Here is a 17,537-nt window from a genome sequence, read left to right on the forward strand (position 1 = left end):
TTTTTTGTTGACATAAAAAAACTACCACTTACGTTTTTTATACCAGAAGTGATCGAATTTCTTATGTTTGCAGGAAGGGAACTTATGCCCGCCGTCTTTGCAACCATGCCATTTGTTTCCGTCATGATTACATGAATCATCGCAAGAGCAACCATTACTATGAGGGAAGAATACACTTTTTTTACAAAAACTTCGTTTTGTCCAGAAAAATTTCTTTTCAAAGCGCACACACTTTGTAACAAAAGTACATTTTTTTACACGAGTACGTTTTGTAACTAAAACACATTCTTTTCTACGTGTAACTTTCGTAACGAATGTCCATTTTTGAACGCGTACACGAGTACATTTTGTAACAAATGTCCATTTTTTTACATGAGTACATTTTGTAACGAAAGTACAATGTTTCACGCGAGTACATCTTGTTCTTGGACATTTACGCCCTGTTGTACATTTACGCCCTGTTGTACATTTACATCCTGTTGTACATTTATGATGAGAGAATTTATCATCATCGCATTCAAAAGTACTTGGATCTTGATGCAAGAAATCTTTCATCCCTGCACTTTTGATTTCTTCAACAGCTTTTCTAATATCACGTTTCATAGAAATCCTCCTTATCATGTATTAAATTGAAAAGGTATTCTTTTTCCTTAACATGATATGAATTTAGGCATCTTTCTGAACAGGACAAGAGTGTAATTTTATATAAATAGATGATTGCAGATGTATGGACAAGACAAGGCGCATACATTGAATGAAGAGAACTGGGAAGGGATGAGAAAATATGCTACCTTTATATGATTTTTTTATTCATCCAATGTACTTAGTGGAATTGAAAAAAGATATTTGGTCAGATAGTCCAGTGCCAGCAAAGTTAACATTTGGAAAAAAGAAGTATGATATTGATATCGTTTATCGAGGTGCTCATATTCGCGAGTTTGAGAAAAAGTCTTATCATGTTAAATTTTATAAACCGAAAAAATTTCAAGGGATAAAGGAATTTCATTTAAACTCTGAATTTATGGATCCATCGCTTATTCGTAACAAATTATCACTCGATTTTTTTAATGATATTGGGGTACTTTCACCGAAGTCGCAGCATGTATTTATAAAAAAAAATGGCCAAATCCAAGGCGTATATTTACAGTTAGAATCGGTTGATGAAAACTTTTTAAAAAGTAGAGGGTTACCGAATGGTTCTATTTATTATGCAATAGATGATGATGCGAATTTTTCTTTAATGAGCGAGAGAGACAAAGATGTTAAAAGCGAGCTTTTTGCAGGATATGAATTTAAATGTTCGAATGAAAATAGTGAAGAGCAACTAAGTGAATTTGTTTTTCAAGCAAATACACTATCAAGGGAAGAGTATGAAAAAGAAATTGGAAAATACCTTCATGTTGATAAATATTTACGATGGTTAGCTGGAGTGATTTTGACTCAAAACTTTGATGGTTTTGTTCATAACTATGCGTTATATCATAACGATGAGACAAATTTATTTGAAGTCATACCGTGGGATTATGATGCAACTTGGGGGCGGGATGTACAAGGAAGACCACTAAATCATAAATACATTCGTATTCAAGGATATAATACGTTAAGTGCAAGGTTGTTAGATATACCCTTCTTTAGAAAGCAGTATCGAAATATTTTAGAAGAAATATTAGTAGAACAATTTACAGTATCGTTTATAAAACCAAAAGTAGAAGGAATGTGTGAACTAATTCGTCCATATTTACTTCAGGATCCATATATGAAAGAAAAAATAGAAACATTTGACCAAGAGGCTGATATGATTTTTCAATATATAAATAAAAGAAGAAATTATATAGAAGAGCATCTTCATGAATTGGATTAATTTTGAAGGAGATTGAAACATTATCAATCTCTTTTTTTGTATAATAAAGATGTACCAAAAAAGTAACATAGTATTTATTTGATAGAGAATGGAGTTGTGTAGAGATGACGGTTAAATGGATTGATTGGGTAAAACAAATACAGTCGATAGCACAAGCTGGTTTAACGTACTCCAAAGATGTGTATGATATAGAGCGTTTCCAACAATTACGAGACATTTCAATTTCAATGATGTCACATTACACAAAAACAGATTGGGAAGTAGTAGAGAAATTATTTGCAAGTGAGACAGGCTATCAAACTCCTAAAGTTGATATACGAGCGGTAGTGTTTCAAAATGATAAATTATTATTTGTGAAAGAAAAAAGTGATGGGAGATGGGCATTACCAGGTGGATGGGCTGATGTTGGTTATACTCCAACAGAAGTCGCTACTAAAGAAGTTTTAGAAGAGACAGGCTATGAGGTAGATCATTTTAGGCTACTAGCTATATTCGATAAAGAAAAACATCAACCATCTCTATCAGCTACACATGTATATAAAATTTTTATAGGTTGTGAGATTGTTGGTGGAGAAAAGAAATTAAGCATTGAAACAGAAGATATAGATTTCTTTAGTGAAAACGAAATACCTGATTTATCAAATGCTAGAAATACAGAATGGCAAATTAAAGAAATGTTTGCGTATATGAAAGATAGAAATAAAGAAAGGCTACTGGACTAATAATTAATCAGTCTCGTTTGTTATATTTACGTTGATTATTAGTCGACAAGCCCGTAAATAGAGGGATAGTAAAGTTAATTTTGTATCATGCCAAGGTTATATTGAAAAAAGGTTGTACATATTCTTTTAACAAAAAATAAGAAGGCGTATTCCTCTTCAAAATCTATGATTCAGATGAAGAGGTTCACATGATTATATTGGCAGATGGCAGTCTTTATGTGATAATGAAGGGTATGTGAAGAAAAAAGGAGATAGAAAAGAATATGTTAGCGAATATAATAGATCAGTTATTACAATTCTTTGCAAGTCTAGGATACTTCGGGGTAGCACTAGGTTTAATGATTGAAATAATTCCAAGTGAAATTGTTCTTTCGTATGCAGGGTTTTTAGTTGCGCAAGAAAAAATTAGTTTTGTCGGGGCTGTTATCGCGGGAACAATCGGTGGTACTTTAGCACAAATCTTTTTATACTGGCTTGGATATTACGGAGGGCGTCCGGTTGTTGAGAAATATGGAAAATATCTGCTTATTAATAAACATCATTTAGACATAGCAGAAAATTGGTTTAAGCGTTATGGAGCTGGAGTAATATTTTCGGCACGTTTTATCCCAGTTGTACGTCATGCAATATCTATTCCGGCAGGATTAGCAAAGATGCCTTTAAAACTCTTTACACTTTATACAGTAGTAGCGATTATCCCATGGTCAATTCTATTTATATACTTAGGAGAAAAGCTTGGTGGAAATTGGCGTCATATTAAAGAGTATGCATCTGATTATACACATTACATAATTATAGGAGCAGTCCTATTTATAGCTCTTTACTTCGGTTTAAAGTATTTGAAAAAGAGAAAAACAACTCGTTAAAGTCAATGATTTTTCATTGGCTTTTTTTATTTGTTCCAGTTCTAAAAAAAAGAAGTTGTCCATAATGTGTAATAATAAAGCGTAGCGGGGGAATGTGATGAAAGGATCACCGTTTTTACGTGGAACGATATTTTTAACGATGGCAACGATGATATCTAAAATGTTAGGGTTTATATATGTTATACCATTTACAGCAATGGTGGGTACGAGTGGCTACGTATTATACACGTATGCATACCGTCCTTATACAATAATGTTAAGTATTGCAACGATGGGATTACCACTTGCCGTTTCAAAGATGGTTTCAAAGTATGATCAACTCAATGATTATCATACTGTTAAGAGAGTGCTAAAGAGTGGTATCGTTTTTATGGTCATTATGGGCGTTATTTCTTGTTTAGCATTATATATGTTAGCACCACATTTAGCTAAACTTGTGATTGATGGAAATGATCAGTCGGGGAATAGTGTGGTAGCTGTCACGCACAATATTCAAATTGTAAGTTTTGCGTTAATACTTGTACCAGTAATGAGTTTATTGAGGGGATTCTTTCAAGGATTCCAATCGATGGGACCGTCGGCACTGAGTGTTGTTGTCGAACAGTTTTTTCGTGTTTTAACGATTTTGATAGGAAGTTTTGTTGTTTTATATGTTTTAAAAGAATCAGTGTCGTTAGCGGTTGGTATTTCGACTTTTGGAGCATTTATGGGTGCAGTAGGTGGATTAATTATTTTGAGTGCTTATTATATGAAAAGGCGAAAATACTTGAAACAAAAGGAGATAGCAAGTATTCCCCAGACAACGAAATCTTTTTTTTCATTATATAAAGAGTTATTTACATATTCCATCCCATTTGTTGTAGTTGGTTTGGCAATTCCGTTGTATCAAACAATTGATACATTTACAATTAATAAACTATTAATACAAGTAGGGTATATGCAAGGAGAAGCAGAAAAGATTAATGCGATAATTGGCCTTGTTCAGATGGTTGTGCTAATCCCAGTTTCTGTTGCTACGGCTTTTAGTATGTCTCTCGTACCCGAGATGACGAAAGCTTATACAGCGGGAAATGAGAAGCTACTGTATAAACACTTTACGAGGACGAATTTATTGGTGGTGGGGATCACGGTACCGGCGGCAATAGGAATGATGGTATTAGCAAAGCCAGTATATACTTTATTATTTGGCGCTGGAAATGATCCGGAGATGGGGAGTATCATTTTGCAATATTATGCCCCTGCTTGTATACTATTTTCACTATTTACGGTAACTGCTGCGATGTTACAAGGAATTAATCAACAACAGAAAACAGTGCTAGGATTAGTAATCGGAATTATTGTAAAGATAGTATTAAATATTGTATTGCTACCTTATTTTGATTTTGTAAGTTTTATCATTTCAACATACGCTGGCTATACGATTTCAGTCGGTTTTAACTTGTGGATGCTTTCTAAATATGTTATAAAGGCAACATAAGCTTTTTTAAAGGCAGAGAACACTCTGCCTTTTTCTATGTTTACAAGATTTTTCTTAAAAAAACGTTTTCAAAATAATTTTTCTATTGAAATTTAATCGTTTGTTTCATATGCTGAAAATGGCGGTTTAAAAACTGTTGTTTAAGTGAGGTAGATTCCTACATGTAAAAAGAATCGGGGTGATAGTATGTTAAATATTTATTTAACAGACCGAAACGGAAAACTACAAGAGATTGAGGAAATGCAAAAGGGTTGCTGGATTAATGTACTTCATCCAACTGAAGAAGAAATTCAGTATCTAGTACAAACTTTAAATGTAGACTTAGATTTCATTAAAGACCCTTTGGATGATGAAGAACGCTCTCGTATTGAAAAGGAAGACAATAATACTTTAATTATCGTGGATATTCCGACAGTTAGACATGATGAAGAAGGAAATTCGATATATGACACGATTCCAATAGGTATGATTGTAATGCCAGATTGTTTTGTTACAATTTGTTTAGAAGAAAATCCAATTTTTGAACGCTTTATTAATCAACGTATTAAGGAATTTTATACGTTTAAAAAGACGCGATTCGCACTTCAGCTCTTATATACAATTTCTACTTATTATTTAAGATACTTAAAGCAAATTAATCGAAAAACTATCGATTTAGAGCACCAATTAAATCAGTCGATGAAAAATAAAGAAATTTTTACGTTGCTAGGCCTTGAAAAAAGTTTAGTTTACTTTACAACATCATTAAAGGCTAACAAAATTGTTATTCAAAAATTAATGCGTAACAGTACATTTTTAAAAATGTATGAAGATGATCAAGATTTATTAGAAGATGTATTAATTGAAAATAAGCAGGCAATTGAAATGGCAGAAATATATAGTCACATTTTAAGCGGAATGATGAATACATTTAGTTCGGTTATTTCTAACAATTTAAATAGTGTTATGAAACTGTTGACTTCTATTACAATTATTTTATCATTACCAACAATGGTTTCTAGTTTCTTTGGAATGAATGTAAAGGTTCCGTTTGAAGGTGAGGCTCAAGGTTTTGTAATTGTAATAATAATATGTGTAACATTATCTTTCGCTTTAGCATTTGTTTTTTGGAAGAAACGTTACTTTTAACCATAAGAAAGCTGCTCTAGCATAGTTATAAAACTGCGCTAGAACAGCTTTTTTGCTATAAAACCTCGATTTTGGAATAGAATATAACTTGTAAAATGTAATATGTATTAAGGTTATGAATTCCGTATAAGTCTTGTCCAAATAATAAAATGGGGTTAAAATTACATATTGTTAATGAAAAGTTGGAGGACATACATCATGGAATTGTTTCAATTACCGAAAGCATTCCTGCAAATGAATACAATCTTTATATCGATTTTAATCGAAGCACTTCCGTTTGTGCTAATTGGTGTATTTATTTCAGGATTCATTCAAATGTTTGTGACAGAAGATATGGTGGCAAAGTGGATGCCTAAGAATCGATTTCTGTCTGTTCTATTAGCTACTTTTTTAGGAATGATGTTTCCTGGGTGTGAATGTGGAATTGTTCCGATTGTAAGAAGATTAATTGGAAAAGGCGTTCCGCCATATGCTGGAATTGCATTTATGCTAACTGGACCAATTATTAATCCAGTTGTATTATTTGCAACATATGTTGCCTTTGGGAGTAGTATGCACATGGTATGGTATCGCTCTATTGTAGCGATTGTCGTAGCAATTATTGTTGGAGTTATATTATCATTTATGTTTAAAGAGCATCAATTAAGAGATGACCACTTCCCAGAAGTGAACCATAAACGTCCATTACGTAAAAAAATGTGGGATGTATGTACACATGCTGTTGAGGAATTTTTCTCAATGGGTAAATATTTAGTGTTAGGAGCGTTAATTGCTGCCGCAGTTCAAACGTTTGTACAAACTTCAACGTTGCTTGCTATTGGACAAGGTCCGTTTTCTTCATCAGCTGTAATGATGGGACTTGCTTATATATTATCACTTTGTTCAGAGGCAGATGCATTTATTGCTTCTTCGTTCCAAAGTACATTTTCAACAGCGTCACTTGTCGCGTTCCTCGTTTATGGACCGATGGTGGATATTAAAAATATGTTTATGATGCTTGCGACATTTAAAACAAGATTTGTAATTGTTGTGATAGTTACAGTTACACTTGTTGTTTATGCAAGCTCACTACTCATTTATGCGATGGGGTGGTAGGTTATGTTTCGGGTATATATATTACTAGGTTTCACAATTTTAATTGGGCAGCTTCATATTTCCGGTAACATTACGAAATATATAAATATGAAGTATGCTTATTTATCAAAAACTGCAGCTATTATTTTAGGTTTCTTAACGCTTGTACAAATTATTATCGTTTTCCAGAAAGAGCATCAAAAGGAAAAAGAGAAACAAGATTGTAGTTGTGATCATAGCCATTGTGGGCACGATCATTCGAAAGATGAAAATACATGGTGGAAAAAAGCATTTTCGTACACATTGTTCTGTTTCCCGATTATTTCAGGATTATTTTTCCCAATTGCAACATTAGATTCGGACATTGTTAAAGCGAAGGGGTTTCATTTTCCAGTTGCACAAGCGGAAAGTAAAGATCCATTTATGACAAGACAATTCTTAAGACCAGATACGAGTATTTATTACGGAAAAGAAGGATATCGTGGTGTAATGGAAAAAGGGAAGAAAGAGTTTGTTACAAAAGACAATATTGCATTAAAAGATGAGGATTTCCTCAAGGGTATGGAGACAATTTATAATTATCCTGGTGAGTTTACTGGTAAAACTTTATCATTTAAAGGGTTTGTTTTTCGCGATGACTCTTCTAAGAAAGAACAATATTTCTTATTCCGTTTCGGTATTATACATTGCGTAGCGGATTCTGGTGTATATGGTATGTTAGTAAAAAAACCAGAAGGTGTAGAGTGGAATAATGATGACTGGATTCAGGTAGAAGGAGAAATAACAACTGAATTTTACCAGCCGTTTCATGCGAACATTCCTGTGTTAGAAGTAACGAAATGGAATAAAGTTGAACAGCCGAAAGAACAATATGTATTTAGAGGAGCCGATTGATAAAATCGGTTCTTTTTTATGGACTAAAAGTTCTAAAGATTGTTAATATTAAACATGTAATTCACTTAGTGTAGTAATTATTGAAATATTAGGGATAAATAATTAAAGGGGCGATAACAATGACAGAAGTAAAGGGGAAAACTGCAAATGAATCAAGAGTGTTTAAAACGAGTCGAGTATTTCCAACGGATTTAAATGATCATAATACGCTATTTGGTGGGAAAATATTAGCGGAGATGGATATGGTTGCTTCGATTTCAGCAACGAGACACTCAAGAATGGAATGTGTCACAGCGTCTATGGATTGGGTAGACTTCTTACATCCAGTTCGTTCAACAGATTGTGTAAGTTATGAATCTTTCGTAATTTGGACGGGAAGAACATCTATGGAGATATTTGTTAAAGTGGTAGCGGAAAATTTAATTTCAGGTGAAAAACGTGTAGCGGCAACTTCATTCGTTACTTTTGTTGCACTGAGTAAGGAGAATAATCCAGTTCCTGTACCGCGTGTTATCCCAGAAACAGAAGAGGAGAAAGAATTACATCGAATTGCTGTATTACGTGCAGAACAGCGCCATATTCGTAAGGCAGAGAGTAAGAAAGTAGCTAAACTGCTAACTTTTTGATGATAAATACTTTTTCTTTTCGTTTAATATTTCAATAATAGGCGAAAAAAGTTTTGAAATGAAAAGCGGACACCTAAAAATAGGTGTCCGCTTTTATAGTTTTTTCATCCGCATATCGTCTTACAATAACTGCTTAGCAGAAGCAAGCAGCACCGACGATAATTAAGAGGATAAATAATACAACTAGTAGCGCAAATCCATTACCATGTGCGAAGCCCATTGTTATTTCCTCCTTTTATTTTAAGATACAACATACAATATGCAGATGAGCTCTTGTTTGATATGGACGTATATCATGTAATGACATATTTTTTGTATGATAATGTTTTAAAAAAGGAAAGATATAGGAATAACAGTATGTGGAGAAAGGAATCTATCCATGAAGCACTTTATCATTGTAATACTTTGTTTTATAGGTGTATTCACTTGGATGAACATCGATGTGGAAATGGGGAAAAAAATGGCTAGTGGTTATGAATTAGAAAAAATTCGATCAGGGGATTTTCAACTATATACGAACGGTGATGAGTTATATAGGAATTTATTTGATGATATAAATCGCGCAGAAAAGTACATATATATTCATTTTTATATTGTAGGTAAAGATGAAGCCAGTCAAGAGTTCTTACGGTTATTAGAGAAAAAAGCATCTAGTGGTGTAGATGTGAAATTGTCAGTAGACCGGATAGGTGGATATAAGCTTAAGAAAAAGATAATTAGTCAATTAAAAGAAAAAGGCGTGAGGTTTACATTCAGTAAAACCCCTAAATTTAAAAATTTATTTTTTTCTTTGCATCAACGTAATCACAGACGCATTGTTACTATAGATGGGAAAGTATCGTACATCGGTGGTTTTAATATCGGCAAGGAGTATCTTGGACAGGATCCTAAATTTGGTCCGTGGCGTGATTATCATGTACGCATCGAAGGGGATGGAGCTGCTGATATGGAACGGAAATTTGCGGAAGATTGGCAGGAAGATACGGGAGAAAAGCTCCCTATACATCATGGTTTACCTGTACAAGGAAATGTAAAATATCAATACGTATTTTCGAATGGAAAAGGTTTATGGCAGGAATATGGGGCACTATTAAAGAAGGCGAAACATTCCTTAATAATCGCCACACCATATTTTGTACCGAGTAAAGAAATGATGCAGGGGCTAAAAGATGCATTAAATCGAGGTGTTCGTGTAAAAATTCTCGTCCCGTTTAAGAGTGATGCTGTAATGCTGAAACAAGCAGCTTACCCATATTTAAAAGAAATGCTTATGGCAGGGGCAGAAATCTATCAATATCGAAATGGATTTTTTCACGGGAAAGTAACAATTATTGATGATGAAATTGTTGATGTCGGTACAGCAAACTTTGATAATAGAAGTTTTTATTTAAATACTGAATCTAACTGCTTTATTTATGATAAGAAAGTAGTAGCAGAAGTATGGAGCCGACTTGAGGAAGACTTTCATAAATCTAAAAGATATTCTGAAGCAGATTTTGAGAAAATTAGTAGCTGGGATTGGTTTCTAGCAAGAATAGCGAATGTTATCGCATCATATTTATAGTATATAGATGAAATAGGAAGGGAGTACTTTAATGGATTGTATGAAAGAATTGATGAGATATAGTTACACGCTTATATATAAAGTTGGAGAGTATACGAGCATGGTTCGAGATGAAGAATTAAAGGATATATTACAGCATCATTTACCGTATATGTTGCAGGCATATAATGAACAAGTGAATTTTCAAGAAGGAGAAAATGTACAGCATATAACTTGCGAACAAATGTGGCCTGATTTTACTGAAATAGCTATGGAAACAGATAATGAATATACAGGGGATATTGGGATTGCTATTTGCTATATTTCACATTTGAAACGATTGGCATTAAAGTTTGCTCAAGTGGCAGTGGAAGTTGCGAACCCAGAGTTTCGTTCTTTTTTGGAAAATTGTTTTGTAAAAATGAATCGTTATGCTTATAGTGTTTGGCAATATGTTATGAAGAAGGATTATAAGATTAAACATGTATATGAAAATGAGAAGTTTGCATGAAAAACTAAGGCGGAATGAAAGGTGCCTTAGTTTTTTTTCGTTCAATGAAAGGGTTAGTTAGAAGAATTGAGAAAACCGGTTTTGTTATCGGTAAATTTACAAAAGTTTACCATATCTTTACTATTTTTAAATCTTCCCTTTAAAAATGAAGAGTAATATAGGGTTGTACATATTCTATCAAAAGGAGGAAACGCAAATGAACAAATGGGTTAAGTCATTAACTGCTATGGCACTTGCAAGTTCTTTATTAATGGTAGGTTGTAGTAAAGGTGAGGATAAAAAGAAAGAGGATGAAACGACAACACAGCAAGATGAAAAAAAAGATAAAGAAACAAGCGGAACAGAGAAGTCTTCTGATTCAAAAGAAAAGAAATAAATGGATAACAGAGCTTCCTCACATATACGAGGGAGCTTTTTTGTTGTATATTTGTAAGTTTTGCGGAAAAATAGAGAGAAAGAATTGAAGAGGGGATAGTATATGAAAGTATGTATATTAGGAGCGACAGGTAGAGTAGGTTCACACATTATGAAGTTAGCATTACATGATTCATATGAAGTGACGGTATTAGTTCGTGATTTGAGTAAAGTGGAAATAGAGCATGAAAGGTTACGTATTATTGAGGGAAATGTATTAAACGGAAATGATATAAAGGAAGCATTGAAAGGATGTGATATTGTAATTAGTGCTCTTGGAACGGATCAGAATGGGACGTTAGCAAAGAGTTTACCAAATATTATAAAGTGTATGGAAGAAGAAGGTATAAAGAAAATAGTTACAATAGGAACGGCTGGTATTTTACAGGCGCGAACAAATCCAAGTATATATCGTTTCCGGTCAAAGGAATCGAAAAGAAAAACGACCACAGCTGCGGAAGATCATTTAGCTGCGTATATAGCGTTGAAAAATAGTAAACTAAGTTGGACTGTTGTTTGTCCAACGTATTTAATAGATGGTGAAGTAACAGGTGTATATCGAACTGAAAAAGATATGTTGCCAGCTGATGGCTCTGAAATAACAGTTGGTGATACAGCTTATTTTACATGGAGCTTACGCTATAAAAACTTATACGAGAGAAGTCGAGTAGGTATTTCATATTAAAAAACCATCCCCAAATAGGGATGGTTAAAAAATGATATAGCATACAAAGATGATAATCATAATGATTTGGAGAATTGCTTTGGCTACTGTGCTGCTCAAAAAACCAACTACAGTTGCAATTCCGACTAAAAAGGCGTCTTTTGGCGTCTTTTTATGCATTAGTTCTGTTATAAATACTGATAAGAACGGTATGATAATAAGACCAAATGGTGGAAAGAAGAACGATCCGACAATAATAGATACCATGCCGACTCGTTCGCCCCACTTAGAACTTCCATATTTTTTTAGGAAGTATCCATTTGCTATAAAGTCAGCAACAAAAATGAAGAGTGTAAAAATGACTTGAATAACCCAAAAAGATATCGTTAACTCTCCACCATTTATTCCAAAATGATAAATGAAATAGCCAGCCCATACGGCAAGGATGCCAGGAATAATGGGGTAAATAAAGGCAAGAAATGAAACAATGAAACAAGCAATGATACAAATTGTTAGTAAAACAGTCACTTTATAACTCCTTTATAGTATCTAATTTATGTACAGCAATTTTTTTAATCTGATGCCCATCAAGTTCCAATGCTTTAAATTGAAAACCAGCATATTCAACCGAATAGCCAACCTCAATATTTAAATCGATTGCTTGAGAGAGAAGCCAACCACCAATTGTATCTAAATCACTATCATCGATATGAAGACCAAACATATCATTTACTTCAGAAATGAGTACTTTTCCATCTAAAACAGTTAGTTTTGGAGTACGCTTTTCAATCATTGGTGATTCGTCTGTATCAAATTCATCTTGAATTTCTCCTATAATTTCTTCAAGAATATCCTCCATCGTTAAAAGTCCAGCTGTTCCACCGTATTCATCCATAACAATTGCCATTTGTACGCGGTTCTTTTGAAGGTGGATTAACGTTTTACGAATGGGAACTGTTTCAAATACAGTTAAAACAGGATGTATGTACGCGTCAAGTGGTTTGTAAATGCCTTTTGTTTGATTGTGAAAAATCTCTTTCGTATTTATCATACCGATAATATCATCTTTATCCTTTTCAATAATAGGATAGCGTGTATATTTTTCAGTTGCGGCGATTTCCATATTCTCTTCTAACGTATTTTCAGTAGATAAGCAAACCATTTCAGTTCTAGGTACCATAATTTCTTTAGCAACACGATCATCAAATTCAAAAATATTATTTACATATTTATATTCGGTTTGATTAATTTCGCCGCTTTTATAACTTTCACCTAAAATAAGTCGCAGTTCTTCTTCAGAATGGGCAAGTTCGTTTTCTTTTGCAGGCTCTAAACCGAATAATTTGGTGAAAAATACTGCCGAACTATTTAATAGCCAGATGAATGGATACATAATTTTATCAAATAAAATAAGCGGTCTTGCAAATTTTAAAGTGATTGCTTCTGCTTTTTGGATTGCGAAAGACTTAGGAACTAACTCTCCTAATACAACATGGAAAAAAGTAATAATACTAAAAGCAATAATAAAGGATAACGTGTTAGCCATTGCTCCAGTAATGTTGATTCTTTCAAATAGTGGTCGTAGTAAATGTTCCACAGTTGGTTCACCAAGCCAACCAAGTCCTAAAGAAGTGATAGTAATACCGAGCTGACAAGCAGATAAATAAACATCTAAGTTAGATACGACGCTTCTTGCAGCTAATGCCTGCTTATTACCTTCATTTGCAAGCTGATCGATTCGACTTTTTCGTACTTTTACAACAGCGAATTCTGATGCAACGAAAAAGCCAGAAATAAGGATAAGTATAAAGATGAGAAAAATATTTAATATGTCCAAGTGTGTTCTCTACTCCTAAGTTGGAATAAAGATGTCACCTCCTGCAATTATGTTATACTTTTATAATAAATCCAAATGAAAAGATTAGTCAAAGGAAATGGGTAAATATTGGTAGGTTTCTAAAGTGTTTTTTAAATTTGCTGTTATTTTGTCCTCTATATAAAAGGAATAACCGTCTACTTTTAATTTAAAGTAGACGGTTATTCTACATTATGGTTTTGAAATACTTCTTGCTAAAGTATATGTTTGCTGTTTGGAGTAGTTTGTTGTCCATAGAGTTTGGAGAAAAGATAAGACGCTGTATGGGATGTAAAGAAGTAATAGACCAATTGCGACAACTATAGGTGCATTTCCGCCAAATTGAACGATAAATTGTAAGAGTCCATTTGCGTGAAAAACACACTCCATAAAAACGAATGAAAGAATAATGGAACTTAAAATAGATTTATGATTGGAAGTAAGCGCCATAAATAACGTATCAACAAGGAAAGCTGAATTTTTTATTTCGTATTCATTTGTATTATTTAAGAAAGGTAGCCATTTTTTTATTGCTTGCATAACGATAATCATGGAAGTGCTACATACGATGATAAAAGATGAGAAGAAAGGAAGATTTATGAATTTTGCGATGTAGAGAAGTAATAATAGGACTGAACATTGTAATAATACAGCGCTAAAAGAATATGGTATCCAACGCAATAAAGAAGTGTACTTTCTTACTGAGTCCGGTGCTTTTAAAAATAGATGGCCGATTCCTAAACTTATAAAGAAACCGATTGCAAGAGTGAAAGTGAAACGAACAATCGATAAAAAATATATTTCCCATATGTAGGGGAATAGAGGAGTCGAATGACTAGAAGTATGTATCATATTTTGTGTATGTACCATCGGAATTGCTGAGAAAAAGATAGGCTCATGCATCCAATCGATTCTTGGAATCGAAATGGAAGAAAGTTGTGTGAAGTTATGAAAAATGCTTATAAAGCCAGTTAAGTAAGAGAAATTATGTGTAATGAATAAAGCTGGAATAGGACTTATGACGAAAATAATAAAAACACCAACGATAAATTTACATATATGTGAGCGCAATAAGGACATACAATCACCTACTCTTTGAATATTCAGAAAATTCTTATTCTTATTTTAGCTTTTTTCTAAGGAAGTTACAATATATTTTTCTAAAAGTAACTGTGAGAGAATGTTCCATATTGAAGAGTTACCGGATTGGTATGAGCTAATTAACCAGTGGGCGTGGACAAAATCCCTACTGATTAAAATTTCACTTAATAAAAGTGTATGATTCATGAATAAATTATGACGAAAAAACGAAAAATTTTCAGAAAAATAAAATAAATTATTTATTTTTTTCTGAAAATATAATATAGTTATGGCACAGAAAGTATTTTAACATAAGGAGGCTTTTTATGAGGATTAAAGGGAATTATGTGCCGAAAAGGGAAGTTTTATTTTGCTCAAGTTCAATTACGGTAGGGGAAGCGCTGGAGCATTTAAATAAAACAGGGTATCGTTGTGTACCAGTATTAGATGAAAAAAAAGAGAAATTTTTAGGGAATGTATACAAAGTAGATATTTTAGAATATAAAGGTTCACTTGAAGATAATTTATTACAATTATTGAACGATAAAGATGGATACGTAAGAGAAGACTCTTCGTTCTTTAAAATATTTTTTACAATAAAAAAACTACCGTATTTATCAGTAGTCGATGAAAAAGGGATTTTCCTTGGAATCCTAACTCATAAAAAAGTTTTTGAATTATTAGAAGATGCATGGGGCGTTCATTCTAGTAAATATTCTGTCATGATTGGAACACAAGATTATAATGGAGCAATTCAAAAATTATCGACAGTGTTAAAGAAATACACTGGTATTCAAAGTTTGATGACTTTTGATAATGACGCGTTATTAGTACGTAGAATTATGTTTACATTAGGAGAAGAATTTAAAGATGCTGAATTAGAAACATTGTTAAAGGATTTAGAAGATCATGGATTTAGAGTTGTGTATGTTGAAGAGATGAATAATCCACGTGAAGTGGAGACTATAGATTAACGTTTATTGGCCATCTTATTTTTGGGATGGCTTTTGCTATAGTCCTTACATAAAGTTATTCAAAGATAACAAAACATACAAATACATAGATTTTAAAAAATATTTGTGTAATAGAATAAAATAGAGGAGATAAGTGTGGATAATTTTGATTTTCGAAAAATTCCATTAAAAATTATGTTTTTATTTTTCAACTAAATATGTTACTATATGTGTGATAAAAGCAAAGAGGTCTGACAACTAAACTCCGCGTTATAACACTCTAATGATTTCAATTTTCAAAAAAATCAAAATTCGATATTAGAGTAATTAAAAGGGGAATGGAGAAATTATGGAGAAAGACATTGCTTTGTAAGGGGCATATTTTATGATCATGAACAGAGAGGAGGATGCATAGCATATTGTGAGAATAGAGAAAAACAATGTAAAAGTGCTATGCAATTTAAAGAAATGAAGGGACGATTAAGGCCAGGTGATACGCTAGCAATTGGTTTAATGTTATTTGCATTATTTTTAGGAGCAGGAAATTTAATTTTTCCACCAGTTTTAGGGCAACAAGCTGGAGAAAATGTTTGGATTGCTACAATTGGATTCCTTGTAACGGGAGTCGGACTTCCCCTACTAGCTGTCACAGCTGTCGCGTTTGTAGAGGGGGACTTGAAAGCGTTATCTTCAAGAGTTCACCCTATATTTGCGTTTGTTTTTCCACTCGTTAGTTATTTAGCAATTGGACCATTCTTTGCAATCCCACGTACGGGGGCTGTTTCGTTTGAAATGGGGATGAAGCCGTTTTTATCAGAAGCAATGGTTTCAGAATGGTACATGCTATTTTTATTCACTATAGTTTTCTTCGGAATAACGTGGTATTTATCATTAAATCCATCTAAATTAGTTGATTGGTTTGGAAAGTTTCTTACACCATTATTAGTATTAATAGTTGCAGTTATTGTCGGAAAGGCAATTATTGATCCGATTGGAACTCCGGCTGCACCGTTAGCTGCTTATAAAGAAAATGCTTTCTTTGGTGGGTTTATTCAAGGGTATTTAACGATGGATGCAATTAGTGCTCTTGTTTTTGGAATTGTTGTTGTACAAGTTATTCGCTCTAAAGGGATAAAAGAGAGTGGACAAATTGCAAAAATAACAGTCGTATCAGGTATTATTGCTGTATTAGGCTTAACGTTAATATATTTATCACTTGCGTATCTCGGTTCTACAAGCACATCACTTGGTGTTTCAGAGAACGGTGGTCTTATTTTAACGAATGTTGTAAATGAGTTATATGGAACAAGTGGTAAAATTTTATTAGGTCTTGTTATTATACTCGCTTGTTTAACAACTTCTGTTGGATTAACATCTGCCTGTGCGGGCTTCTTTACAAACTTGTTCCCAAAACTTTCGCATAAAACGATTGTAACGATGGTATGTGTGTTTAGTTTAGTTGTATCTAACCTAGGATTAACACAATTAATCGCAGTAACTTTACCAGTGTTAATGATCATTTATCCAGTTGCAATTGTATTAATCGTACTTTCGTATTTCCATACATGGATTGGAAAGCGTAATACAATTTACATTGGAGCAATTTTAGGGGCATTATCAATTAGCTTGTTTAATGGTTTAGAAAGTGCAAATATAAAAATTGACGCAATTTCAAATGTACTGCAAATGCTACCTTTATATAAAGAAGGAATAGGATGGTTAATCCCATCATGTATTGGCGGGGTACTCGGTTACTTCTTCTATAAATCAAATGAATCAAGTGAATTACAAAAGAAAGGTGCTTAGGCGCCTTTCTTTTTTTGAAGGGGATTTTTGTATTTTGTCTAAGTAATAATTGGGAGGAATGAT

19 protein-coding genes are annotated in these 17,537 nt (G+C 33.2%); 14 read left to right on the plus strand and 5 right to left on the minus strand.

Annotated elements, in window-relative coordinates:
• Positions 1-21: 21 nt before the first annotated feature.
• Complete coding sequence (gene exsB / locus MR109_RS12680; RefSeq protein ID WP_048372632.1) at positions 22-603, minus strand: exosporium protein ExsB; 582 nt, start codon at positions 601-603, stop codon at positions 22-24.
• 181 nt (positions 604-784) lie between these two features.
• Between exsB and cotH the strand changes: the two genes are divergently transcribed.
• From cotH to MR109_RS12720, 8 genes are all read left to right on the plus strand, one after another.
• Positions 785-1,861: a spore coat protein CotH gene (cotH, locus tag MR109_RS12685; RefSeq protein ID WP_242272280.1), complete on the plus strand. Its 1,077-nt coding sequence runs from the start codon at positions 785-787 to the stop codon at positions 1,859-1,861.
• A 104-nt stretch (positions 1,862-1,965) separates the two neighbouring features.
• Positions 1,966-2,583 carry an NUDIX hydrolase N-terminal domain-containing protein gene (locus MR109_RS12690; protein WP_002171528.1) on the plus strand — a complete coding sequence of 206 codons (618 nt, stop codon included), beginning with the start codon at positions 1,966-1,968 and terminating at the stop codon, positions 2,581-2,583.
• A gap of 263 nt (positions 2,584-2,846) precedes the next feature.
• Positions 2,847-3,449, plus strand: coding sequence for an undecaprenyl phosphate transporter UptA (gene uptA / locus MR109_RS12695; RefSeq protein WP_025149941.1), 603 nt, complete (start codon positions 2,847-2,849; stop codon positions 3,447-3,449).
• A 97-nt stretch (positions 3,450-3,546) separates the two neighbouring features.
• Positions 3,547-4,926, plus strand: a complete 1,380-nt coding sequence (locus MR109_RS12700) for a putative polysaccharide biosynthesis protein (protein ID WP_002171530.1) — start codon at positions 3,547-3,549, stop codon at positions 4,924-4,926.
• 186 nt (positions 4,927-5,112) lie between these two features.
• The gene (locus tag MR109_RS12705) at positions 5,113-6,054 is read left to right on the plus strand and encodes a magnesium transporter CorA family protein (RefSeq protein ID WP_002171531.1); all 942 of its coding nucleotides are present in this window, start codon (positions 5,113-5,115) and stop codon (positions 6,052-6,054) included.
• 198 nt (positions 6,055-6,252) lie between these two features.
• Positions 6,253-7,149: a permease gene (locus tag MR109_RS12710; RefSeq protein ID WP_002171532.1), complete on the plus strand. Its 897-nt coding sequence runs from the start codon at positions 6,253-6,255 to the stop codon at positions 7,147-7,149.
• Positions 7,150-7,152: 3 nt separating this feature from the next.
• Positions 7,153-8,022 carry a TIGR03943 family putative permease subunit gene (locus MR109_RS12715; protein WP_002171533.1) on the plus strand — a complete coding sequence of 290 codons (870 nt, stop codon included), beginning with the start codon at positions 7,153-7,155 and terminating at the stop codon, positions 8,020-8,022.
• 119 nt (positions 8,023-8,141) lie between these two features.
• Positions 8,142-8,648, plus strand: a complete 507-nt coding sequence (locus MR109_RS12720; protein ID WP_002171534.1) for an acyl-CoA thioesterase — start codon at positions 8,142-8,144, stop codon at positions 8,646-8,648.
• 133 nt (positions 8,649-8,781) lie between these two features.
• Here the strand turns inward: MR109_RS12720 and MR109_RS12725 are convergent, their stop codons facing one another.
• Positions 8,782-8,868: a YjcZ family sporulation protein gene (locus MR109_RS12725; protein WP_000505094.1), complete on the minus strand. Its 87-nt coding sequence runs from the start codon at positions 8,866-8,868 to the stop codon at positions 8,782-8,784.
• Between the two features lie 159 nt (positions 8,869-9,027).
• Here MR109_RS12725 and cls point away from each other — a divergent pair, with 159 nt between their 5' ends.
• From cls to MR109_RS12745, 4 genes are all read left to right on the plus strand, one after another.
• Positions 9,028-10,212 (plus strand): cardiolipin synthase, encoded by a 1,185-nt coding sequence (cls, locus tag MR109_RS12730; RefSeq protein ID WP_242272281.1) that lies wholly within the window; start codon positions 9,028-9,030, stop codon positions 10,210-10,212.
• Between the two features lie 31 nt (positions 10,213-10,243).
• Positions 10,244-10,702, plus strand: a complete 459-nt coding sequence (locus MR109_RS12735; RefSeq protein ID WP_071720325.1) for a spore coat protein — start codon at positions 10,244-10,246, stop codon at positions 10,700-10,702.
• Between the two features lie 196 nt (positions 10,703-10,898).
• The gene (locus tag MR109_RS12740) at positions 10,899-11,078 is read left to right on the plus strand and encodes a hypothetical protein (RefSeq protein WP_071720323.1); all 180 of its coding nucleotides are present in this window, start codon (positions 10,899-10,901) and stop codon (positions 11,076-11,078) included.
• 102 nt (positions 11,079-11,180) lie between these two features.
• Positions 11,181-11,801 (plus strand): NAD(P)-dependent oxidoreductase, encoded by a 621-nt coding sequence (locus MR109_RS12745; protein WP_002171538.1) that lies wholly within the window; start codon positions 11,181-11,183, stop codon positions 11,799-11,801.
• 24 nt (positions 11,802-11,825) lie between these two features.
• On the opposite strand, the gene MR109_RS12750 is transcribed toward MR109_RS12745, so the two are convergent.
• From MR109_RS12750 to MR109_RS12760, 3 genes are all read right to left on the minus strand, one after another.
• On the minus strand, positions 11,826-12,308 hold the full coding sequence (locus MR109_RS12750) for a DUF456 domain-containing protein (RefSeq protein ID WP_002171539.1): 483 nt from the start codon (positions 12,306-12,308) through the stop codon (positions 11,826-11,828).
• Position 12,309: 1 nt separating this feature from the next.
• Positions 12,310-13,617 (minus strand): hemolysin family protein, encoded by a 1,308-nt coding sequence (locus MR109_RS12755; protein WP_242272282.1) that lies wholly within the window; start codon positions 13,615-13,617, stop codon positions 12,310-12,312.
• Between the two features lie 210 nt (positions 13,618-13,827).
• A complete protein-coding gene (locus MR109_RS12760; protein WP_071720317.1) occupies positions 13,828-14,715 on the minus strand; it encodes a hypothetical protein in 888 nt (295 codons plus the stop codon).
• Between the two features lie 326 nt (positions 14,716-15,041).
• Between MR109_RS12760 and cbpA the strand changes: the two genes are divergently transcribed.
• Together cbpA and brnQ4 are read left to right on the plus strand one after the other, a co-directional pair.
• On the plus strand, positions 15,042-15,689 hold the full coding sequence (gene cbpA, locus MR109_RS12765; protein WP_025149932.1) for a cyclic di-AMP binding protein CbpA: 648 nt from the start codon (positions 15,042-15,044) through the stop codon (positions 15,687-15,689).
• Positions 15,690-16,136: 447 nt separating this feature from the next.
• Positions 16,137-17,474, plus strand: a complete 1,338-nt coding sequence (brnQ4, locus tag MR109_RS12770; RefSeq protein ID WP_082147884.1) for a branched-chain amino acid transport system II carrier protein BrnQ4 — start codon at positions 16,137-16,139, stop codon at positions 17,472-17,474.
• Positions 17,475-17,537: the final 63 nt, after the last annotated feature.

Source organism: Bacillus cereus group sp. BfR-BA-01310, from assembly GCF_022664325.1.
Classification (GTDB): domain Bacteria; phylum Bacillota; class Bacilli; order Bacillales; family Bacillaceae_G; genus Bacillus_A; species Bacillus_A paramycoides.